We start from the raw sequence: 19,822 nt of genomic DNA, 5'->3' as shown, positions 1-19,822 counted from the left end.
TGGCATGTGAAGAATGGGACTGCGCAGTGCCGCGAAAGTGCAGAGCAATCGAACTTTTGCCAGGTTTTTACCCACACAGGTAAACCTGCCTGGCGCTGCTAGGCTCAATGCACACCATTGATGGAGAGTAGTCATGTCTGATCACCACACGTACAAGAAGGTCGAACTGGTCGGCTCCTCGCCCAGCAGCATCGAGGACGCGATCAACAATGCCCTGGCCGAAGCGGCCAAGAGCATCAAGCACCTGGAGTGGTTCGAAGTGACCGAGACCCGGGGCCATATCAAGGATGGCAAGGCGGCGCATTTTCAGGTAACCATCAAGGTGGGCTTCCGTATCGCCAACAGCTGATGGCGGCCGGCTGGCCCTGAACCCTTTTTGATCTGAACAAGGAATGCGATCGATGAAGAAGTTGGTATTGGCGTTTGGCTTGATGACCCTGGCCGGGACTGCGCTGGCGGCGGGCAAGCCGTGTGAAGAATTGAAGAGCGAGATTGCCGCGAAGATCGACGCCAATGGCGTACCGCACTATTCGCTGGAGATCGTCGACAAGGGCGCTGCGACCGATGGCAAGGTGGTGGGGTCGTGTGAAGGCGGTACCAAGGAAATCGTGTACAAGCGCGGTTGATCGGTGAGTCTTTCGCCAGCAAGGCTGGCTCCTACGTAGGAGCCAGCCTTGCTGGCGAAAGGGCCTTCAGTTGCCCTTGATGACCTGAGACAGAATCTCGTAGGACCGGATCCGGTCCGCATGCTCGTACAGGTCGCAGGTAAAGATCAGCTCATCAGCACCGGTCTGCTCCAGCAGCACGTCCAGTTTGGCGCGGATCTTCTCTGGCCCGCCCACCATCGCCAGGCCCAGGAAACTTCCCACTGCCTCCCGCTCATGGGGCTGCCACAGGCCGTCCATGCTATCGACGGGCGGGCGCTGCACCAGGCTCTGCCCACGCATCAACGCCAGAATTCGCTGATACACCGAGGTGGCCAGGTACTCGGCCTGCTCGTCGGTATCGGCCGCCACCAGCGGTACACCCAACATCACATAGGGCTTGTCGAGCACTGTCGAGGGCTTGAAGTGGTTGCGGTACACGCGGATCGCTTCATGCATCATGCGCGGCGCAAAGTGCGAGGCAAACGCATACGGCAAGCCGCGCATCCCCGCCAGCTGTGCACTGAACAGGCTCGAGCCCAACAGCCAGATCGGCACCTCGGTGCCATACCCCGGCACGGCAATCACTTTCTGGTCGGGCGTGCGCGGGCCCAGGTAGCGCACCAGTTCCTCTACATCGTCCGGGAAGTCGTCGGCGCTGCCCGAGCGCTCGCGGCGCAGGGCGCGGGCGGTCATCTGGTCGGAGCCCGGCGCACGTCCCAGGCCCAGGTCGATACGGCCCGGGTACAGGCTGGCCAGGGTGCCGAACTGCTCGGCAATCACCAGCGGCGCGTGGTTGGGCAGCATCACCCCGCCTGCACCCACGCGGATCGTCGAGGTGCCACCGGCCAGGTACCCCAGCAGCACCGAGGTGGCGGAGCTGGCAATGCCGTCCATGTTGTGGTGCTCGGCCACCCAGAAGCGGTTGTAGCCGAATTTCTCCACGTGTTGCGCCAGGTCCAGCGAGTTGCGCAGCGACTGGGCCGGGCCGCTGTCCTGGCGTACCGGTACCAGGTCGAGGGTGGAGTATTTGATGTCCGCGAGTCGCGTCATGGCGTGTACGCCTCCTGAATGGTTAGGCCGACAGCATGCCGCGACCTTTCTGACTCTGTATGGGCAGATCACAGGTATTCAATGCCTGCCCCTGCAATCGGGCTGAACTTGCCCGTGGTGACGCCCTCTGAATTGAACGCCAGGCGCGATCCCCCGCGCTCTCAGGCACTCAGGAGGCTTTATGAGTTCGATAAAAAAGACAGCATCGGCAATCTGGCAAGGCGACCTGAAGACCGGCAAGGGCCAGCTCTCCACCGAGAGTGGCGCCTTGAAGGCCAACCCCTATGGCTTCAACACCCGGTTCGAAGGCCAGCCTGGTACCAACCCTGAAGAACTGATCGGCGCTGCCCATGCAGGCTGCTTCTCCATGGCCTTTTCGATGATCCTCGGCGAAGCCGGCCTGACCGCCGAGCGTATCGACACCATCGCCGAAGTGACCCTGGACAAGCAGCCCGATGGTTTTGCCATCACCGCCGTGCACCTGATCCTCAAGGCCAAGGTGCCCGGTGCCGACAAGGCGAAATTCGAGGAGCTGGCCAACAAGGCCAAGGCGGGATGTCCGGTATCCAAGGTGCTCAAGGCCCAGATCAGCCTGGACGCCACCCTGGTGGACTGACGCCGGCGCAGATCAGAACGACGCACGGCTTCTTGTGGTCAAATGGCTGTCGGCAGATGGTCTGCCGCCACAAGGAGCTGTTCTGATGACTCGTATTGCATTCGCTGTGCTGACCTCGTTGCTGGCCACCAGTGCGCTGGCCGCGCCCAAGGACTGCGCCGAGCTCAAGGCCGAGATCGAAGCCAAGATCCAGGCCAACAATGTCTCTTCCTACACCCTGGAAATCGTGACCAACGATGAAGTCCATGACCAGAACATGGTGGTGGGCAGCTGTGAGAACGGCACCAAGAAGATCATCTACCAGAAAAACGATCGCTAGCCGTCACGGGATGCAGAAGATGTCGTTCTGTTCTTCGGCGACCAGCTTGCGCTGCGCGTCGTACAGATAGGCACTGGGCTGCATGGCCGGGGCGCGGGCTTCGATGCGGTAGCGCTGGCCGGCCTGGAAGTCATCGTAGCGAATCTTCAGGTAGCAGGTGCGTTCGGTGGGGTCGGTGCTGAAACCGCCTGAATACACCTCGAAATCAAAGCGCACCACCAGTTCATGTTTGCCCGGCGTGACCTGGAAGAAACGGCCGTCGTTCAGGCGCTGACCATCCAGGCGGTCGGCCATGAGCACCTTGCCCGGCGTGACGGTATACAGGTCGATCCAGGCCTGCTTGCTGTCGACCGGTGGCAGGGGACTGGCACAGGCCCCCAAGGTACTGATGGCAAGCAGCATCATGGGCTGGCGCATGGCAATCTCCGCTGGCGGGCTACAAGCTACAAGCATAGCGCCATTAGTCTGTTCAGGTACGCTGGCATCCGGCAGGCAAACCGGTGCCGACCAGTTTGCGCTGCTCGTCGTAGAGCTTGGCCCAGGGCCTGAAGCCGATACTGCCGGCCTGCAACTGATAGCGCTGGCCGGCATTGAAATCCTTGAATTTCACGTTCAGCTGGCAATCGCGCCACAGTGGTTCGTCCACCGGCCCGATATTGCCGGGCGCTACCGCGAACTGATAGCGCACCGTCAGCTCGTGACTGCCCGGCGTGACTTCGAAGTAGCGGGTGTCGGCCCAGCTGCGCTCGTCCACCTCCAGCGCGTGCAGGGTGTCGTCGGCAGCGGGCTGGAGGTCGACCCAGGCCTGGTTCGGGTCGGCGGCGGGCAGGCCGGCGCAGCCGGTCAGGGCCAGCACAGCGCTGGCGGCAAGCATCGTACGCATGGCAAAACTCCGGGCAGGCAGGATAGTCTTGGGCCGATGAGCACTTGAGCGAGACATCCCTGCACATGGTTCGAATTTTTTTCTGGTTGCGCTCAAGCCCCGGGGCACTCGACCGCGTTTTCCGCGGGTTGGTTCCCGTGCTGCTGCTCGGGCTGCTCAACGGTTGCACCAGCCTCGGCTACTACAGCCAGCTGGCCAGCGGGCAATGGCAGCTGCTGCGCGCGCGCGAGCCGGTGGCGGTGCTGGTGGCCGACCCGGCCACCCCCCCTGCCCTGCGCCAGCACCTGGCGAAAGCGCAGCAGGCACGCGCTTTTGCCAGCAGCCACCTTAAGCTGCCGGACAACCGCAGCTACCGGGTGTACGCCGATATCGGGCGCCCGTTCGTGGTGTGGAACGTGTTCGCCACCCCGGAGTTTTCGCTGGAACCGCATACCTACTGCTTCCCCATCGCCGGTTGCGTGGCCTATCGCGGCTACTACAGCCAGGGTGCGGCGCGCGGGGCGGCGGCGTTGCAGAAGGCGCAGGGGCAGGATGTGTATGTGGGCGGGGTGGAGGCCTATTCGACCCTGGGCTGGTTCGACGACCCGATTCTCAGTTCGATGCTGGGCTGGGGCGACGAGCGCCTGGCCACGGTGATCTTCCACGAACTGGCGCACCAGCGCGTGTACGTGAAGGACGACACGGCGTTCAACGAGTCGTTTGCCACCTTTGTGGAGCAGGAAGGTTCGCGCCAGTGGCGCGCGGCCCGCGGGCTGGCGCCCTTGCCGCAGGGTGGAGCGCGCCAGCGTGACGAGTTCGTGGGGCTGGTGCTGGCCAGCCGCGAGCGGCTCAAGACGTTGTATGCACAGCCGCTGGACGAGGCAGCGATGCGCGCGGGCAAGCAGGCCGAGTTCGAGCGCCTGCGCAGCGAGTACCGGGTGCTGCGCGATACAAGGTGGCAGGGCGACAAGCGCTATGACGCGTGGATCAACGCGCCGATGAACAACGCCAAGCTGCTGCCGTTCGGGCTGTATGACCAGTGGGTGCCTGCGTTTGCAGCGTTGTTCCGGGAGGTTGGCGGAGATTGGGCGGTGTTCTACCAGCGGGTCGAGGCCTGGGGGCGGTTGCCGTTCGAGCAGCGCCAGCAGGCCCTGGAAAGCTCCGCCGGCAAGGCCGGCTCCTACAACGCTTCGCACCCCCTGTAGGAGCCGGCATTGCCGGCGAAAAGGCCTTCAGGACCGCATGAAGGCCCGATGCAGCTCGCCCAGCGTGTCGAAATGATAAGCCGGCTGCTCTGCGGTCAATTCCTCGCGGCTGCCAAACCCGTAGCCCACCGCCACTGCTTCCAGCCCGTTGCTGCGCGCGCCGATCAGGTCGTGCTTGCGGTCGCCGATCATCAGCGTCTGCGCCGGGTCCAGGTTTTCTTCGGCCAGCAGGTGCGCAATCAGCTCCACCTTGTTGGTGCGCGTACCGTCCAGCTCGCTGCCGTAGATGACCTTGAAATGCCGGGCAAAATCGAAGTGCCGGGCAATCTCGCGGGCGAACTCCCAGGGCTTGGAGGTGGCGATGTACAGCGTGCGCCCCTGCGCCTGCAGCCCTTCGAGCAGCTCGCTCACGCCTTCGAACACGCGGTTCTCGTACAACCCGGTGACCTTGAAGCGCTCACGGTAGAAGTTCACCGCCTGCCATGCCTTGGCCTCGTCGAAGCCGTAGAACTGCATGAACGCCTGCAGCAAGGGCGGGCCGATGAAGTGTTCCAGGCGGGCCAGGTCCGGCTCGTCGATGTCCAGCTTGGCGAGGGCGTACTGGATGGAGCGCGTGATGCCTTCACGGGGGTCGGTAAGTGTACCGTCGAGGTCGAACAGAATGGTTTGCTGGTGCATGACAGTCTCGAAAAAAGGGGGCTGTGGATAACTCACTCGGGCTGGTCGAAGCCTTCGGCCAGGTGCAGGTCCTTGAGCTTCACGTAGTTGGCGGCGCTGTAGGGGAAGAACGCGCGTTCCTTGTCGGTCAGCGCCCGTGCCTGCTTCACCGGGCTGCCCACGTACAGGAAGCCGCTCTCCAGCGTCTTGCCCGGCGGTACCAGGCTGCCGGCACCGATGATCACCTCGTCCTCGACCACCGCGCCGTCCATGATGGTGCTGCCCATGCCGACCAGAATGCGGTTGCCCAGGGTGCAGCCATGCAGCATGACCTTGTGACCAATGGTCACGTCATCGCCGATCAGCAGCGGGTAGCCGTCGGGATTGAACGGCCCGGCATGGGTGATGTGCAGCACGCTGGCGTCCTGCACGCTGGTGCGCGCGCCGATGCGGATGCGGTGCATGTCGCCGCGGATCACCGTCAGAGGCCATACCGAGCTGTCCTCGCCGATCTCGACATCACCCAGCACCACTGCGCTGCGGTCGACGAAGGCGCGGGCGCCGAGACGCGGAATGTGTTGCTGGAAGCTGCGGATGGCCATGAATAGTGTCTCTCTGTAAGGCTGATAGCTGCGGTCAGCGTCGATTGTAATTAAGATGGAGCGGTGTTTCTTCTGCCAAGGTGTTTAACCGTGAGTGCGAACAACCCGCTTCTGCAGTCTTATGACCTGCCGCCCTTCTCGGCGATCCGTGCCGAGCATGTGCTGCCGGCGATCGAACAGATCCTGGCCGACAACCGCAGCGCCATCGCCTCGATCCTGAAAACCCAGGGCCAGAACCCCACCTGGGCCGGCCTGGTGCTGGCCATGGACGAACTCAACGACCGACTGGGTGCCGCCTGGAGCCCGGTCAGCCACCTCAACGCGGTGTGCAACAGCGCCGAGCTGCGCGAGGCCTACGAGGCCTGCCTGCCGGCCCTGAGCGCCTACGCCACCGAAATGGGCCAGAACCGCGAGCTGTTCCAGGCCTATGAAGCGTTGATCGCCAGCCCCGAAGCCGCCGGCTTCGATGTGGCGCAGAAAACCATCCTCGAACATGCCCTGCGTGACTTCCGCCTGTCGGGTATCGACCTGCCGGCCGACCAGCAGAAGCGATATGCCGAGGTGCAGAGCAAGCTCTCGGAGCTGGGCAGCCGTTTCTCCAACCAGCTGCTCGACGCCACCCAGGCCTGGACCAAGCACGTCACCGACGAGGCCGCACTGGCCGGCCTGACCGAATCGGCCAAGGCGCAGATGGCGGCCGCCGCGCAGGCCAAGGGCCTGGATGGCTGGCTGATCAGCCTGGAATTCCCCAGCTACTACGCCGTGATGACCTACGCCCACGACCGTGCCCTGCGCGAAGAACTGTACGCGGCCTACTGCACCCGTGCCTCGGACCAGGGCCCCAACGCCGGCCAGTTCGACAACGGCCCGGTGATGCGCGAGATCCTCGACCTGCGTCAGGAGCTGGCCGAGCTGCTGGGTTATGCCAACTTCGCCGAGCTGAGCCTGGCCACCAAGATGGCCGAGTCCAGCGACCAGGTGCTGAGCTTCCTGCGTGACCTGGCCAAGCGCAGCAAACCCTTCGCCGCCCAGGACCTGGCCCAGCTCAAGGCCTACGCCGCCGAGCAGGGCTGCCCGGACCTGCAGAGCTGGGACAGCGGTTTCTATGGCGAGAAGCTGCGCGAACAGCGTTACAGCGTGTCGCAGGAAGCCCTGCGTGCCTACTTCCCGATCGACAAGGTGCTGTCGGGCCTGTTCACCATCGTGCAGCGCCTGTACGGCATCGAGATCGCCGAGGTGAAAGGCTTCGATACCTGGCACCCGGACGTGCGCCTGTTCGAGATCAAGGAAAACGGCCAGCACGTGGGGCGCTTCTTCTTCGACCTGTACGCCCGCGCCAACAAGCGCGGCGGTGCCTGGATGGACGGCGCCCGCGACCGTCGCCGCACGGCCGATGGCAGCCTGCAGAGCCCGGTGGCCAACCTGGTGTGCAACTTCACCCCGGCCGCCCCGGGTAAGCCGGCACTACTGACCCACGATGAAGTCACCACCCTGTTCCACGAGTTTGGCCACGGCCTGCATCACCTGCTGACCCGCATCGAGCATGCCGGGGTATCCGGCATCAATGGCGTGGCCTGGGACGCGGTCGAGCTGCCGAGCCAGTTCATGGAGAACTGGTGCTGGGAGCCCGAAGGCCTGGCGTTGATCTCCGGTCATTACGAAAGTGGCGCTGCCCTGCCGCAGGACCTGCTGGAGAAGATGCTGGCGGCGAAGAACTTCCAGTCGGGCCTGATGATGGTGCGCCAGCTGGAGTTCTCGCTGTTCGACTTCGAACTGCACGCCAGCCACGGCGATGGCCGCAGCGTGCTGGAGGTGCTCGAAGGGGTGCGCGACGAGGTTTCGGTGATGCGCCCGCCGGCGTACAACCGCTTCCCCAACAGCTTTGCGCACATCTTCGCCGGCGGCTACGCGGCCGGTTACTACAGCTACAAGTGGGCTGAAGTGCTGTCGGCCGATGCCTTCTCGCGCTTCGAGGAAGAGGGTGTGCTCAACGCCGAAACCGGTCGCGCCTTCCGCGAGGCGATTCTGGCCCGTGGCGGCTCGCAGGCGCCGATGCGCCTGTTCGTCGACTTCCGTGGCCGTGAGCCGTCGATCGATGCGCTGTTGCGCCACAGTGGCCTGAGCGAGGACCTGGCGGCATGAGCAAGACCAAGAAACGCTTCATTGCCGGGGCCGTATGCCCGGCGTGCAGCGAGCCGGACAAGCTGATGATGTGGAGCGAAGACGGAGTGCCACACCGCGAGTGCGTGGCCTGCGGGTTCTCCGACACGCTCAACGAACAGGGCCTGTCGGTGCCCAAGGAACTGGGCACCCGCGTCAACCAGGCCGAGGCCAAGGCGCCCCAGCCTGCGGTGCAGACGGTGCAGTTCTTCCCCAATCCGAAGCTGAAGAAGCCCTAGCGGGCCGTGTGGCTGGTGCAGGGGCATACATAGTTAGCCCCTGGCGCACCGGCAACCCTTGAAAGTGACGGGACCTTCCCGTCACTCAAGGAGCTGCCCATGACCAGCAATCCCCTGCTCGCCCCCCTCGATCCGCCAGCCTACGCCGACATCCGCCTGGAACACCTGACGGCGGGCATCGACCAGATCATCCTCGACAACCACAACGCCCTGGCCCGCATCATCCTGGCCCAGCGTGGCCTGCCCACCTGGGACGACCTGGTGATGGCCATCGATGCACTGGATGCACGCCTCAACAACGCCGTTCGCCTGATCGTGCCCCTGTACACCCGCGGCGAGGCCTGGAAGGCCGCCGTGGACGAGTGCTGGCTCAAGACCCAGGCCTATCATCAGGCAAAGCTGCAGAACGCCACGTTGCTGGCGCTCTATCAGCGTCTGGCCGACAGCGCCCACGGTGCGCTGTTCAGCCACGAACGCAGGATGTCGCTGCAGCAGTCGATCAAGGCCTTTCGCCTGAGCGGCGCCGAGCTCGGTGAAACCGAGCGTGCCCGCCTGATGGCCCTGCAAACCAGCATCAGTGCCCAGCGCAACCTGTTCCTCGACAACCTGGCACACGCCACCGGCGCCTGGACCCTGCTGATCACCGATGCCCGGCGCCTGCAGGGGGTCGACGCGCTGGAGACCGCCGCCATGGCTCGCAAGGCCCAGGCCAAGGGCCTCGAGGGCTGGCTGGTGACCTTGGAAGAGGCCCCGTGCCTGGCCATCCTGCAGCAGGCCACAGACCGCAGCCTGCGTGAAACCGTGTATCGGGCCTACCATGGCCGCGCGTCGGAGCTGGACGCAGGCCCCGACAACGGCCCGGTGCTGCTGGAGTTGCGACGACTGCGCCATGAGCAGGCGCAACTGCTGGGGTTTGCCAGCTTTGCCGAACTCAGCCTGCAGACCAAGACGGCAGAATCGACGCAACAGGTCACGCGGTTTCTGCAGGACCTGAGCACCCACAGCGCCGCCTGGCGTAGCGCCGAAACCGCGCGGTTGCGGGCCTTCGACCAGCAGGCGCGCCTGGGTGGCCTGCAGCCTTGGGACATCGCCTTCTACGCGCAGCGTGCGCATCGGCACCCGCTGGCGCTGTCTGGCGAGGAAATGCGTGGCTACTTCCCGCTGGAGCAGGTGGTGCTGGCCATGACGCAGCTGGCCGATACCCTGTTCGGCGTGCAGATCACGCCGTCCAGCACGTTGCAGGCCTGGCATGCGGATGTGCGGTGCTTCGAGGTAACCCAGGGCCATGCGCTGGTGGGGTACCTGTACATGGATGCGATCACCCGCCCGGGCAAGGAGGACTACGCCTGGAGCCTGCGGGTATGGAACCGCCACGTGGATGCCGAGGGTCGTTTTCACAAGGGCGCGGCGGCGCTGTTCTGCGCAGTCGAGCGTGGCGACGGGGTTGCCCCACCGTTGCTGACCCACCTGGACCTGCGCAAGCTGTACCACGAGTTCGGTCACTGCCTGCACCAGCTGCTGGTGGCCACCACCGATTACCGCCTGTCCGATATCGACAGCCTGGGGCCGGACGGGATCGAGTTCTTCAGTGAGCTGCTGGAGCGCTGGTGCTGGTCGGCCGAGTACCTGGCCGGTATCTCCCACCACTACCAGACAGGCAAGGCACTGCCGCAGTCCACGGTGCAGGCGTTTCTCGACCAGCAGAAACAGCAGCAAGGGCTCACGTTTGCCCGAGACCTGGCAATGGCGCGCCTGGACCTGCACCTGCATGGCGAGACCTACCCGGCTGCTGCGCAAAGCCTGCAGCAGCAGGTGGTGGAACAGTTCGACGCAGTGCTGCCGTGGCCGCTGGGCGATTTCGAGCGCCCGGCCCAGGCCTTCGATCACCTGGCCAGCGGCTACGAGGCGGGCTATTACAGCTACCTGTGGTCACGGGTCTACGCGATCGATGCCTTCGCCCGGTTCGAAGCCGAAGGCGTGCTCAACCCGGCCACCGGGCGTGCCCTGCTCGAGGCCATTGTTGCCCCGGGGGCCGGGCGCTCGATCACGGCAGGGTTCAAGGTGTTTCGCGGGCGTGACGTGAGCCCCCTGCCGTTTCTGCAGTGGCATGGCCTTAACCCGTAGCCACGTCGGGCGCCGAGCGGTGCTGGAGGTCCTGGTGGCGATGCAGTACTGTATATAAAAACAGTATAGGGGCCCGCCATGTTCACTCCAGCGCCTGTGCGTGGTCGCGGTACCGCGCACAACCCGCACAACCGCTTCGCCCCTGCCCGCTCTGTGGCCGAGGATGATGGCTGGTACCAGGAGGTGCCGCTGACCCAGGGCACCGAAGTCCGCATCGAGACGGCCAAAACCATCATCACCCGTAACACCTCGCCCGACCTGCCCTTCGACCGCTCGATCAACCCCTACCGAGGTTGCGAGCATGGTTGCATCTATTGCTATGCCCGCCCCAGCCACGCCTACTGGGACCTGTCGCCGGGGCTCGATTTCGAGACCAAGCTGATCGCCAAGACCAACGCGGCGGCGGTGCTGGAACAACAGCTGTCGAAGAAAGGCTACGTGTGCGCCCCGATCAACCTGGGGTCCAACACCGACCCGTACCAGCCCATCGAGCGCGAACAGCAGCTGACCCGGCGCCTGCTCGAAGTGCTGCTGCGCTACCGTCACCCGGTCACCATCGTGACCAAGGGCTCGCTGATCCTGCGCGACCTCGACCTGCTGGCCGAACTGGCACAGCAGCGCCTGGTGTCGGTGATGATCAGCCTGACCACCCTCGACGACGAGCTCAAGCGCACCCTGGAACCGCGTGCCGCCGCGCCCAAGGCGCGGTTGCGGGCGATTCGGGTGATGCGCGAGGCGGGTGTACCGGTAGGTGTGCTGTGTTCGCCGATGATCCCGATGATCAACGACAGCGAACTGGAACACCTGCTGGAGGCGGCCAAGCAGGCCGGGGCACTGCACGCGGCCTACATGCTGCTGCGCCTGCCGCTGGAGGTGGCGCCGCTGTTCGAGCAATGGCTGCAGGATCATTACCCGCAACGTGCGACCCATGTGCTGAGCCTGATCCGTCAGAGCCGTGGCGGCGAGCTGTACGACAGCCGTTTTGGCGCACGCATGCGGGGCGAAGGCGTGTTTGCCGACTTGCTGGCGCAGCGTTTCGACAAGGCCATGCGCCGCCTGGGACTGAACCGGCGTGAAGGCCATGCGCTCGATTGCAGCGCGTTCTGCCCGCCCGGTGGGCAGTTGTCGCTGCTGTAATGCATTAATGGGTAGTTGCCATTAATGCTTTTTTGCTAGTATCCGAGGCCCGCCCTTTTGTTCTGGAACGCCCGTTCTAGAGCCTCCAAATTCAGTTTGAGTTAAGTTTTTCCGCGTAGCGTGAAACGCCAGGCAGCCGCACTGTGCTTTATTGAGCGTGAGCGACATCCAAGCTTCATTGCGTTGTCTGAATCTTGAACCGGTAAAATGGACTTACCTTCAAACCGTCAAAGAGGATCAACAATGAAAGACCAGGACCCCTCTCAAAACGGCCCGGCTGATCAAGCCGAAAGCGCCGATGCCGCACTGAAGCATATCGTCGACGGCTTTTTGCATTTTCATCATGAAGTCTTCCCGCAACAGGAAGAGCTCTTCAAGAAACTCGCCACTGCGCAGAAGCCGCGGGCGATGTTCATTACCTGCGCCGACTCGCGCATCGTGCCCGAACTGATTACCCACAGCTCCCCAGGCGACCTGTTCGTGACCCGCAATGTGGGTAACGTGGTGCCGCCCTACGGGCAGATGAACGGTGGTGTATCCACGGCCATCGAGTACGCGGTGATGGCCCTGGGCGTGCAGCACATCATCGTGTGCGGGCATTCCGATTGCGGGGCCATGCGTGCCGTGCTCAACCCGCAGAGCCTGGAGAAGATGCCCACGGTCAAGGCCTGGTTGCGGCATGCCGAGGTGGCGCGCACGGTGGTCGAAGACAATTGCCATTGCCACAACGAACACGAAAGCATGCAGGTGCTGACCAAGGAAAACGTCATCGCGCAGTTGCAGCACCTGCGTACCCACCCTTCGGTCGCCTCGCGCCTGGCGGCCGGCCAGTTGTATATCCACGGCTGGATCTACGACATCGAAACCAGCGAAATCACCGCCTATGACGCGGTAAGCGACCGCTTCCTGCCCCTGCAGAGCGGCCAGCCGATTCCCTGCGCCACCCCGCGCGGGCGCTACTAGCCACACCTCATTCGCAACAGGGTGACTGAAGGCTGCACGTTCGCGTGCAGCCCAGGTAGTCGGCTGCCTTGAATTTCCATGAATGCCTTGCCGGCCTGCCGGCGGCTTGCGGCTGCCCGCGTGGCGGCGTTACTGCGGCGTGCGGGCCAGCGGAATGGCCCGTCGTGATCGATAGAGGGAGAATCAAGGTGAACATGACGCAATTGAAAGCGGCCCTGCCGCGTGAACTGCTGGCTTCGGTGGTGGTGTTTCTGGTGGCGCTGCCGCTGTGCATGGGCATCGCCATCGCTTCCGGCATGCCCCCGGCCAAGGGTCTGATCACCGGCATCGTCGGTGGCCTGGTGGTGGGGTTCATCGCCGGCTCGCCATTGCAGGTCAGCGGCCCGGCGGCGGGCCTGGCGGTGCTGGTGTTCGAGCTGGTACGCCAGCATGGCATGGCCATGCTCGGGCCGATCCTGCTGCTGGCGGGCCTGCTGCAACTGCTGGCCGGGCGCCTGCGCCTGGGCTGCTGGTTCCGGGTCACGGCGCCGGCGGTGGTGTACGGCATGCTCGCCGGTATCGGCGTGCTGATCGTACTGTCGCAGGCGCATGTGATGTTCGACGCCAGCCCGCAGCCTTCCGGGCTGGCCAACCTGACGGCGTTCCCACAGACCGTACTGCAGGCGCTGACCCCGGAAGGCCCCGGCAATGCCTGGCAGGCGGGTGCGTTGGGCCTGGGCACCATCGCGATCATGTGGGGCTGGGAGCGCCTGCGCCCGCAGCGTCTGCGCTTCGTGCCGGGGGCCTTGCTCGGGGTGGCGCTGATGACCCTGCTGAGCCTGTGGCTGGCGTTGCCGGTGAACCGCGTGGTGGTGCCCGCCAACCTGGCCGAGGCCATTGACTGGCTGCGCCCCGCCGACCTGCTGCAACTGGCCAACCCGCACCTGCTGGTGGCGGCGCTCGCCCTGGCATTCATCGCCAGTGCCGAGACGCTGCTGTCGGCGGCAGCGGTGGACCGCATGCACAGTGGCCAGCGTTCGGACTTCGACCGTGAACTGTCGGCCCAGGGGGTGGGCAACATGCTCTGTGGCGTGCTGGGGGCGTTGCCGATGACCGGGGTGATCGTACGCAGTTCGGCCAACGTGCAGGCCGGTGCGCAGACGCGGCTGTCGGCTATTCTGCATGGGGCATGGCTGCTGGCGTTCGTGGTGGTGCTGAGCAGTGTGCTGCAGCAGATCCCGGTGGCGAGCCTGGCAGGTGTACTGGTGTACACCGGCTTCAAGCTGGTGGACTTCAAGGCGTTCCGCGGGTTGGGGCGCTATGGGCGCATGCCGATGTTCACCTACGCGGCGACCGCACTGGCGATCATCTTCACCGACCTGTTGACCGGCGTACTGCTGGGTTTCGCCCTGACTTTGCTCAAGCTTGCGCTGAAGGCGGCGCGGTTGAAGATCAGCGTCAGCCACCTGGATACGCCGGGGCACCTGGAGCTTCGCTTGAGCGGTGCGGCGACGTTTCTCAAGGTCCCGGCACTCGCCCGGGTGCTTGATAACGTACCGGTATGTACCACGTTGCATGTACCGCTGGCCCAGCTCAGCTACATCGACCACGCGTGTCTCGAGCTGCTGGAGGACTGGGGCCGGGCGAATGCGGGCAATGGATCGGTGCTGGTGATCGAGCCGCGCGGGTTGAAGCGGCGCACCGAGGGGCGGGCGCGTATGGCGGCAGGGCTTGGCGCCTGAACGAATCGCCAGCAAGGCTGGCTCCTACACGGGGTGTAACCCTGTAGGAGCCAGCGTTGCTGGCGAAGGCTGCGCCGCCGAGCCGGTCAGGCCGACTGATCCAGCTCCAGCCCCACGCCCAGCTGGCGCGACAGGCACGGCCAGCGCTTCCACGCCGCGCCGGTGTCCGGGCTGCTCAGCTTGTCGCGGTAGGCCTCTACCGATTCGAGCGCGAAGCTTTCGTCGTTGAGCATTTCGTCCACCGAGTGGTGCACCACCTCATCCAGCTGGTTGGCGAATGCCTCGCCGATCAGCTGATGCGCGATCAGGTTGGCCACGGTGGTATCCAGTGGGATCAGTGGCTGCTTGAAATGCTTGATGTACAGGTCGTTCACTTCCTCCACCAGGCGGTGCGCCAGGTAGGCCTCATCCAGCAGGCAGCCCAGGCCGACCTGGCCTTGCATGATCGCCGGCGGCTGCAGGAAATAGGCTTCGGCAATTTTCAGTACCGGTTTGATCTGCGACTCGATGCCCGCCTCGCGCGCCACCGCATTGGCGGCCTCCAGCAATTCGGGTACCTGATCGATGTACGCGTCGACAAACCCCACAAGCGCCGCATGCGGGTCTTGCTCAGGCAGGTTGATCGAGGGATGCAGGTGGGGCAGTTGCACTTCAAGTTGCTTTTTCAACTGGCCGGTTTGGACCTCATGTTGACGGGCACGGGTGATCTGCTCGCGCAAAGCGGCGATGTTCATGACAACTCCAGGGACAAGGGAAACACACGGATGACATAAGGTAGCTCGGTTCGAAAAAGAGTTAAGACGGATTTGTCATAAACGATGTGCGTTTATGTCGCTGTAAGGCATATCAAATGGCCATCAACCCCCTCTCGGCGATTTTTTGCGCGGTCCGGGCGGCTGTCTATACTCCGCTTTGAAAGTGATTGGTTGATGAGGCCCGCCTGCTGTCCAGCAGGGGCTCGCCGTCGAAGTTCGCCGTCTTGACGCCGTACCCTTAGCCGTAGGCCCTGCCTCCGGGATAACAAGAATCATAAGGGGAACCCGCAATGATGCGACATCCACATGCCTGGATGGGCCTGCTGTTGTGGTCACTGTTCACGCCGGCACACGCCGCCTGGACCGTGAATATGGCGCCGGGGGCGACTGAAGTCAGCAACGCCGTGTTCGACCTGCACATGACCATCTTCTGGATCTGCGTGGTGATCGGCATCGTGGTGTTCGGCGCGATGTTCTGGTCGATGATGGTGCACCGTCGCTCCACCGGCCAGCAGCCGGCGCATTTTCATGAGCACACCTGGGTCGAGATCATGTGGACGGTGGTGCCGTTCCTGATCCTGGTGGCCATGGCCATCCCCGCCACCAAGACCCTGGTGGACATCTACGATGCCAGCGAGTCGGACGTGGATATCCAGGTCACCGGCTACCAGTGGAAGTGGCACTACAAGTACCTGGGCCAGGACGTGGAGTTCTTCAGCAACCTGGCCACCCCCGCCGATCAGATCCACAACAAGGCACCCAAGGACGAGCACTACCTGCTGGAGGTCGATCAGCCGCTGGTGATCCCGGTGGGTGCCAAGGTGCGCTTTCTGGTGACTGCCGCCGACGTCATCCATTCCTGGTGGGTGCCGGCGTTCGCGGTCAAGCGCGATGCCATCCCCGGTTTCGTCAACGAGGCCTGGACCCGTGTCGAGAAGCCGGGCATCTACCGCGGCCAGTGCACCGAACTGTGCGGCAAGGACCACGGCTTCATGCCGGTGGTGGTGGAGGTCAAGTCCAGGGCCGACTACGACACCTGGCTGGCCGAACGCAAGGCCGAGTCGGCCAAGCTCAAGGAGCTGACCAGCAAGGAGTGGACCCTGCAGGAGCTCAGCGAGCGCGGCGACAAGGTCTACCACACCACCTGCGTGGCCTGTCACCAGGCCGAAGGCCAGGGCCTGCCGCCGATGTTCCCGGCGCTCAAGGGTTCGAAGATCGCCACCGGCCCGATCAAGGATCACCTGAACATCGTCTTCCACGGCAAGGCCGGCACGGCCATGGCGGCGTTCGGCAAGCAGCTCTCGGAAGTGGATATCGCCGCCGTGATCACCTACGAGCGCAACGCCTGGGGCAACAACAAGGGCGACATGGTCACGCCGAAGGATGTGCTGGCGCTCAAGCAGGCCGACAGCCAATGAACCGGGGAGACAGGACATGAGTACAGTCATCGACGACCACGGTCATGCCGCCCATGACCACGCCCACGGCCCGGCCAAGGGCCTGATGCGCTGGGTGCTGACCACCAACCACAAGGACATCGGCACGATGTACCTGTGGTTCGCCTTCGCCATGTTCCTGCTCGGCGGCTCGTTCGCCATGGTGATCCGCGCCGAGCTGTTCCAGCCCGGCCTGCAGATCGTGGAGCCGGCATTCTTCAACCAGATGACCACCATGCACGGCCTGATCATGGTGTTCGGTGCGGTGATGCCGGCCTTCGTCGGCCTGGCCAACTGGATGATCCCGCTGATGATCGGCGCGCCGGACATGGCCCTGCCGCGCATGAACAACTTCAGCTTCTGGCTGCTGCCGGCAGCGTTCCTGCTGCTGGTATCGACCCTGTTCAGCCCCGGCGGCGGGCCGAATTTCGGCTGGACCTTCTATGCCCCGCTGTCGACCACCTACGCACCGGCCAGCGTGACCTTCTTCATCTTCGCCATCCACCTGATGGGCATCAGCTCGATCATGGGCGCGATCAACGTGATCGCCACCATCCTCAACCTGCGCGCCCCCGGCATGACCCTGATGAAGATGCCGCTGTTCGTCTGGACCTGGCTGATCACCGCGTTCCTGCTGATCGCGGTGATGCCGGTGCTGGCCGGTGTGGTGACCATGATGCTGATGGACATCCATTTCGGCACCAGCTTCTTCAGCGCCGCCGGTGGTGGCGACCCGGTACTGTTCCAGCACGTGTTCTGGTTCTTCGGTCACCCCGAGGTGTACATCATGATCCTGCCGGCGTTCGGCGCGGTCAGCTCGATCATCCCGGCGTTCTCGCGCAAGCCGCTGTTCGGCTACACCTCGATGGTCTACGCCACCGGGGCCATCGCTTTCCTGTCGTTCATCGTGTGGGCGCACCACATGTTCGTGGTCGGCATCCCGGTGGTGGGCGAGCTGTTCTTCATGTACGCCACCATGCTCATCGCGGTGCCCACCGGGGTGAAGGTGTTCAACTGGGTGAGCACCATGTGGGAAGGTTCGCTGACCTTCGAGACGCCGATGCTGTTCGCCATCGCCTTCGTCATCCTGTTCACCATCGGCGGCTTCTCGGGGTTGATGCTGGCCATTGCCCCGGCCGACTTCCAGTACCACGACACCTACTTCGTGGTGGCGCACTTCCACTACGTGCTGGTGCCGGGGGCGATCTTCGGCATCTTCGCCTCCGCCTACTACTGGCTGCCCAAGTGGACCGGGCACATGTACGACGAAACCCTCGGCAAACTGCACTTCTGGCTGTCGTTCATCGGCATGAACATGGCGTTCTTCCCGATGCACTTCGTTGGCCTGGCGGGCATGCCGCGCCGGGTGCCGGACTACAACCTGCAGTTCGCCGACTTCAACATGGTGTCGTCGATCGGCGCGTTCACCTTCGGCGTCACGCAGATCTTCTTCCTGTTCATCGTGATCAAGTGCATCCGTGGCGGCAAGCCGGCCCCGGCCAAGCCATGGGATGGCGCCGAAGGGCTGGAATGGTCGGTGCCCTCGCCCGCGCCCTACCACACCTTCCAGACCCCGCCGGAAGTGAAATGAGGGTGCTGCCATGAACGAGCGCACGTCGCTGCGGCGACTGGTGACGCGGCTGATGCTGCTGACGGTGGTGATGTTCGCCTTCGGCTTTGCCCTGGTGCCGATCTACGACGTGATGTGCAAGGCCTTCGGCATCAACGGCAAGACCGGCGGGCAGTACGCAGGCAGCCAGGTCAGCGACCCCACGCGCTCGGTGAAGGTGCAGTTCCTGTCGACCAATGCCAGCGACATGGTCTGGGACTTCTACTCCACCGCCGACCAGATCGACGTCAACCCGGGCGCGGTGAACCAGATGATCTTCGTGGCGCGCAACCCCACCGACAAGCCGATGACCGCCCAGGCCATTCCCAGCATCAGCCCGGCGGAGGCGGCCGCGTACTTTCACAAGACCGAATGCTTCTGCTTCAGCCAGCAGGTGCTGCAGCCGGGTGAGCGCATCGAGATGCCGGTGCGCTTCATCGTCGATCGCGACCTGCCCAAGGATGTGAAACACCTGACGCTTGCCTACACGCTGTTCGATATCACCGCTCGCCAGCCGCCGGTGGCCCACGTGGCCACCCAGACCGTACAGAGCGCCCGATAAGGAGAACGATCCATGGCTGCTCATCAGCACTACTACGTACCGGCGCAGAGCAAGTGGCCGATCATCGCCACCCTCGGCATGCTGATCACGGTGTTCGGCCTGGGCACCTGGTTCAACGACATGAAGGCCGGCCACGAGGACTCCCATGGCCCGCTGATCTTCTTCGTAGGCGCACTGTGCCTGGCCTACATGCTGTTCGGCTGGTTCGGCGCGGTGATCAAGGAAAGCCGCGCCGGGCTCTACAGCCCGCAGCTGGACCGCTCGTTCCGCTGGGGCATGTCGTGGTTCATCTTTTCGGAGGTGATGTTCTTCGTGGCCTTCTTCGGTGCGCTGTTCTACGTGCGCCACCTGGCCGGCCCGGCGCTGGGTGGGGAAGGTGCCAAGGGCGTGGCGCACATGCTGTGGCCGAACTTCCAGTTCGCCTGGCCGCTGCTGCATACCCCCGACCCCAAGCTGTTCCCACCGCCCAGCGATGTGATCGACCCGTGGCACCTGCCGCTGATCAACACCATTCTGCTGGTCAGCTCCAGCGTGACCATCACCATCGCCCACCATGCCCTGCGCAAGGATCACCGCGGTGCGCTGAAATTCTGGCTGGCGCTGACCATCGTGCTGGGCGTGGCGTTTCTCATCCTGCAGGCCTACGAGTACCACGAGGCCTACACCGAACTGGGCCTGACCCTGCATTCGGGGATCTACGGCGCCACCTTCTTCATGCTCACCGGGTTCCACGGGGCCCACGTGACCATGGGCACGATCATCCTGTTCGTGATGCTGATGCGCATCCTGCGCGGGCACTTCAGCGCCGACAAGCACTTCGGCTTCGAGGCGGCCAGCTGGTACTGGCACTTCGTGGATGTGGTGTGGGTGGGGTTGTTCATCTTCGTGTATGTGCTGTAGCCGCGCCTAGAACGGCGCGTGGGACACCAGTTGGCCGCTGTAGAAACCCCAGGCGACCAGCGCCAGGGTGATGGCGGCCAGGCTGACACGGATTTTCAGGGCGGTGAGCAGGCGGGTCGAGTTGTCATCGTCCTTGACCAGAAAGAACAGGCCGCTGAACAGGCTGATCACGGTCGCCAGCAGCATCAGGACAATCGCGGCTTTGAGCATGGCGGTACTCCGGGGGATGCGATGACTACAACAAGTATAGCGACAGCC

General features: G+C 64.0%; 22 protein-coding genes. 15 read left to right on the top strand and 7 right to left on the bottom strand.

Features of this window, described 5'->3' with window-relative positions; all coding sequences use genetic code 11:
• Positions 1 to 133: 133 nt before the first annotated feature.
• Positions 134 to 349, top strand: a complete 216-nt coding sequence (locus CR917_RS00410) for a dodecin (protein ID WP_043862261.1) — start codon at positions 134 to 136, stop codon at positions 347 to 349.
• A 52-nt stretch (positions 350 to 401) separates the two neighbouring features.
• The gene (locus CR917_RS00405) at positions 402 to 626 is read left to right on the top strand and encodes a DUF1161 domain-containing protein (protein ID WP_054916042.1); all 225 of its coding nucleotides are present in this window, start codon (positions 402 to 404) and stop codon (positions 624 to 626) included.
• A gap of 66 nt (positions 627 to 692) precedes the next feature.
• Here CR917_RS00405 and CR917_RS00400 read toward each other — a convergent pair whose 3' ends face one another.
• Entirely contained in the window at positions 693 to 1,697 is a 1,005-nt protein-coding gene (locus tag CR917_RS00400; RefSeq protein WP_043862263.1) for an LLM class flavin-dependent oxidoreductase, read from the bottom strand.
• Positions 1,698 to 1,878: 181 nt separating this feature from the next.
• Here CR917_RS00400 and CR917_RS00395 point away from each other — a divergent pair, with 181 nt between their 5' ends.
• Positions 1,879 to 2,313 (top strand): OsmC family protein, encoded by a 435-nt coding sequence (locus CR917_RS00395; protein WP_088514205.1) that lies wholly within the window; start codon positions 1,879 to 1,881, stop codon positions 2,311 to 2,313.
• Positions 2,314 to 2,398: 85 nt separating this feature from the next.
• Entirely contained in the window at positions 2,399 to 2,632 is a 234-nt protein-coding gene (locus tag CR917_RS00390) for a DUF1161 domain-containing protein (protein ID WP_043862264.1), read from the top strand.
• Between the two features lie 3 nt (positions 2,633 to 2,635).
• Here the strand turns inward: CR917_RS00390 and CR917_RS00385 are convergent, their stop codons facing one another.
• Positions 2,636 to 3,049 (bottom strand): hypothetical protein, encoded by a 414-nt coding sequence (locus CR917_RS00385; protein WP_043862265.1) that lies wholly within the window; start codon positions 3,047 to 3,049, stop codon positions 2,636 to 2,638.
• Positions 3,050 to 3,101: 52 nt separating this feature from the next.
• Positions 3,102 to 3,515, bottom strand: coding sequence for a hypothetical protein (locus tag CR917_RS00380; protein WP_054916040.1), 414 nt, complete (start codon positions 3,513 to 3,515; stop codon positions 3,102 to 3,104).
• Between the two features lie 65 nt (positions 3,516 to 3,580).
• Here CR917_RS00380 and CR917_RS00375 point away from each other — a divergent pair, with 65 nt between their 5' ends.
• Positions 3,581 to 4,699 (top strand): aminopeptidase, encoded by a 1,119-nt coding sequence (locus CR917_RS00375; RefSeq protein WP_104571744.1) that lies wholly within the window; start codon positions 3,581 to 3,583, stop codon positions 4,697 to 4,699.
• Between the two features lie 27 nt (positions 4,700 to 4,726).
• On the opposite strand, the gene CR917_RS00370 is transcribed toward CR917_RS00375, so the two are convergent.
• On the bottom strand, positions 4,727 to 5,377 hold the full coding sequence (locus CR917_RS00370) for an HAD family hydrolase (RefSeq protein ID WP_054916038.1): 651 nt from the start codon (positions 5,375 to 5,377) through the stop codon (positions 4,727 to 4,729).
• Between the two features lie 32 nt (positions 5,378 to 5,409).
• Positions 5,410 to 5,958, bottom strand: coding sequence for a gamma carbonic anhydrase family protein (locus tag CR917_RS00365; protein WP_043862269.1), 549 nt, complete (start codon positions 5,956 to 5,958; stop codon positions 5,410 to 5,412).
• A gap of 90 nt (positions 5,959 to 6,048) precedes the next feature.
• Here CR917_RS00365 and prlC point away from each other — a divergent pair, with 90 nt between their 5' ends.
• The 6 genes from prlC (at position 6,049) to CR917_RS00335 (ending at position 14,302) form a co-directional block, all read left to right on the top strand.
• Positions 6,049 to 8,100, top strand: coding sequence for an oligopeptidase A (gene prlC / locus CR917_RS00360; protein WP_043862270.1), 2,052 nt, complete (start codon positions 6,049 to 6,051; stop codon positions 8,098 to 8,100).
• Positions 8,097 to 8,357 (top strand): YheV family putative zinc ribbon protein, encoded by a 261-nt coding sequence (locus CR917_RS00355; RefSeq protein WP_043862271.1) that lies wholly within the window; start codon positions 8,097 to 8,099, stop codon positions 8,355 to 8,357. Before prlC ends, CR917_RS00355 begins: the two co-directional genes overlap by 4 nt.
• Before the next feature lie 99 nt (positions 8,358 to 8,456).
• Positions 8,457 to 10,481 (top strand): M3 family metallopeptidase, encoded by a 2,025-nt coding sequence (locus tag CR917_RS00350; RefSeq protein WP_104571743.1) that lies wholly within the window; start codon positions 8,457 to 8,459, stop codon positions 10,479 to 10,481.
• 78 nt (positions 10,482 to 10,559) lie between these two features.
• Positions 10,560 to 11,618, top strand: coding sequence for a PA0069 family radical SAM protein (locus tag CR917_RS00345; protein WP_043862273.1), 1,059 nt, complete (start codon positions 10,560 to 10,562; stop codon positions 11,616 to 11,618).
• Positions 11,619 to 11,861: 243 nt separating this feature from the next.
• The gene (locus CR917_RS00340; RefSeq protein ID WP_043862274.1) at positions 11,862 to 12,581 is read left to right on the top strand and encodes a carbonic anhydrase; all 720 of its coding nucleotides are present in this window, start codon (positions 11,862 to 11,864) and stop codon (positions 12,579 to 12,581) included.
• Positions 12,582 to 12,775: 194 nt separating this feature from the next.
• Positions 12,776 to 14,302, top strand: coding sequence for a SulP family inorganic anion transporter (locus CR917_RS00335; protein WP_173925030.1), 1,527 nt, complete (start codon positions 12,776 to 12,778; stop codon positions 14,300 to 14,302).
• Between the two features lie 86 nt (positions 14,303 to 14,388).
• Here the strand turns inward: CR917_RS00335 and CR917_RS00330 are convergent, their stop codons facing one another.
• Complete coding sequence (locus tag CR917_RS00330; RefSeq protein ID WP_054916034.1) at positions 14,389 to 15,036, bottom strand: hypothetical protein; 648 nt, start codon at positions 15,034 to 15,036, stop codon at positions 14,389 to 14,391.
• 311 nt (positions 15,037 to 15,347) lie between these two features.
• Between CR917_RS00330 and coxB the strand changes: the two genes are divergently transcribed.
• The 4 genes from coxB to CR917_RS00310 are packed head-to-tail and all read left to right on the top strand — an operon-like array spanning position 15,348 to position 19,564.
• Entirely contained in the window at positions 15,348 to 16,475 is a 1,128-nt protein-coding gene (gene coxB, locus CR917_RS00325) for a cytochrome c oxidase subunit II (protein WP_043862277.1), read from the top strand.
• A gap of 16 nt (positions 16,476 to 16,491) precedes the next feature.
• Complete coding sequence (gene ctaD, locus CR917_RS00320) at positions 16,492 to 18,084, top strand: cytochrome c oxidase subunit I (RefSeq protein WP_054916033.1); 1,593 nt, start codon at positions 16,492 to 16,494, stop codon at positions 18,082 to 18,084.
• Between the two features lie 10 nt (positions 18,085 to 18,094).
• The gene (locus tag CR917_RS00315) at positions 18,095 to 18,664 is read left to right on the top strand and encodes a cytochrome c oxidase assembly protein (RefSeq protein WP_043862279.1); all 570 of its coding nucleotides are present in this window, start codon (positions 18,095 to 18,097) and stop codon (positions 18,662 to 18,664) included.
• Between the two features lie 12 nt (positions 18,665 to 18,676).
• Positions 18,677 to 19,564, top strand: coding sequence for a cytochrome c oxidase subunit 3 (locus CR917_RS00310; RefSeq protein ID WP_043862280.1), 888 nt, complete (start codon positions 18,677 to 18,679; stop codon positions 19,562 to 19,564).
• A gap of 6 nt (positions 19,565 to 19,570) precedes the next feature.
• On the opposite strand, the gene CR917_RS00305 is transcribed toward CR917_RS00310, so the two are convergent.
• Entirely contained in the window at positions 19,571 to 19,774 is a 204-nt protein-coding gene (locus tag CR917_RS00305; protein WP_043862281.1) for a twin transmembrane helix small protein, read from the bottom strand.
• Positions 19,775 to 19,822: the final 48 nt, after the last annotated feature.

It is taken from the genome of Pseudomonas sp. BRM28, from assembly GCF_002939405.1.
Classification (GTDB): Bacteria; Pseudomonadota; Gammaproteobacteria; order Pseudomonadales; family Pseudomonadaceae; genus Aquipseudomonas; species Aquipseudomonas palmensis.
Note: the sequence above shows the minus strand (reverse complement) of the source record. Positions and strands in the feature narration are given on the sequence as shown.

What these genes read in the sequence shown, in the direction of transcription:
- CR917_RS00315 (WP_043862279.1), top strand. Translation starts at nt 18,095, where the DNA reads ATGAACGAGCGCACGTCGCTGCGGCGACTGGTGACGCGGCTGATGCTG.
- CR917_RS00400 (WP_043862263.1), bottom strand. Translation starts at nt 1,697, where the DNA reads ATGACGCGACTCGCGGACATCAAATACTCCACCCTCGACCTGGTACCG.
- CR917_RS00395 (WP_088514205.1), top strand. Translation starts at nt 1,879, where the DNA reads ATGAGTTCGATAAAAAAGACAGCATCGGCAATCTGGCAAGGCGACCTG.
- CR917_RS00365 (WP_043862269.1), bottom strand. Translation starts at nt 5,958, where the DNA reads ATGGCCATCCGCAGCTTCCAGCAACACATTCCGCGTCTCGGCGCCCGC.
- CR917_RS00385 (WP_043862265.1), bottom strand. Translation starts at nt 3,049, where the DNA reads ATGCGCCAGCCCATGATGCTGCTTGCCATCAGTACCTTGGGGGCCTGT.
- CR917_RS00350 (WP_104571743.1), top strand. Translation starts at nt 8,457, where the DNA reads ATGACCAGCAATCCCCTGCTCGCCCCCCTCGATCCGCCAGCCTACGCC.
- CR917_RS00355 (WP_043862271.1), top strand. Translation starts at nt 8,097, where the DNA reads ATGAGCAAGACCAAGAAACGCTTCATTGCCGGGGCCGTATGCCCGGCG.
- CR917_RS00340 (WP_043862274.1), top strand. Translation starts at nt 11,862, where the DNA reads ATGAAAGACCAGGACCCCTCTCAAAACGGCCCGGCTGATCAAGCCGAA.
- CR917_RS00330 (WP_054916034.1), bottom strand. Translation starts at nt 15,036, where the DNA reads ATGAACATCGCCGCTTTGCGCGAGCAGATCACCCGTGCCCGTCAACAT.
- CR917_RS00370 (WP_054916038.1), bottom strand. Translation starts at nt 5,377, where the DNA reads ATGCACCAGCAAACCATTCTGTTCGACCTCGACGGTACACTTACCGAC.
- ctaD (WP_054916033.1), top strand. Translation starts at nt 16,492, where the DNA reads ATGAGTACAGTCATCGACGACCACGGTCATGCCGCCCATGACCACGCC.
- CR917_RS00345 (WP_043862273.1), top strand. Translation starts at nt 10,560, where the DNA reads ATGTTCACTCCAGCGCCTGTGCGTGGTCGCGGTACCGCGCACAACCCG.
- CR917_RS00305 (WP_043862281.1), bottom strand. Translation starts at nt 19,774, where the DNA reads ATGCTCAAAGCCGCGATTGTCCTGATGCTGCTGGCGACCGTGATCAGC.
- coxB (WP_043862277.1), top strand. Translation starts at nt 15,348, where the DNA reads ATGATGCGACATCCACATGCCTGGATGGGCCTGCTGTTGTGGTCACTG.
- CR917_RS00410 (WP_043862261.1), top strand. Translation starts at nt 134, where the DNA reads ATGTCTGATCACCACACGTACAAGAAGGTCGAACTGGTCGGCTCCTCG.
- CR917_RS00310 (WP_043862280.1), top strand. Translation starts at nt 18,677, where the DNA reads ATGGCTGCTCATCAGCACTACTACGTACCGGCGCAGAGCAAGTGGCCG.
- CR917_RS00375 (WP_104571744.1), top strand. Translation starts at nt 3,581, where the DNA reads ATGGTTCGAATTTTTTTCTGGTTGCGCTCAAGCCCCGGGGCACTCGAC.
- CR917_RS00335 (WP_173925030.1), top strand. Translation starts at nt 12,776, where the DNA reads ATGACGCAATTGAAAGCGGCCCTGCCGCGTGAACTGCTGGCTTCGGTG.
- CR917_RS00405 (WP_054916042.1), top strand. Translation starts at nt 402, where the DNA reads ATGAAGAAGTTGGTATTGGCGTTTGGCTTGATGACCCTGGCCGGGACT.
- CR917_RS00390 (WP_043862264.1), top strand. Translation starts at nt 2,399, where the DNA reads ATGACTCGTATTGCATTCGCTGTGCTGACCTCGTTGCTGGCCACCAGT.
- CR917_RS00380 (WP_054916040.1), bottom strand. Translation starts at nt 3,515, where the DNA reads ATGCGTACGATGCTTGCCGCCAGCGCTGTGCTGGCCCTGACCGGCTGC.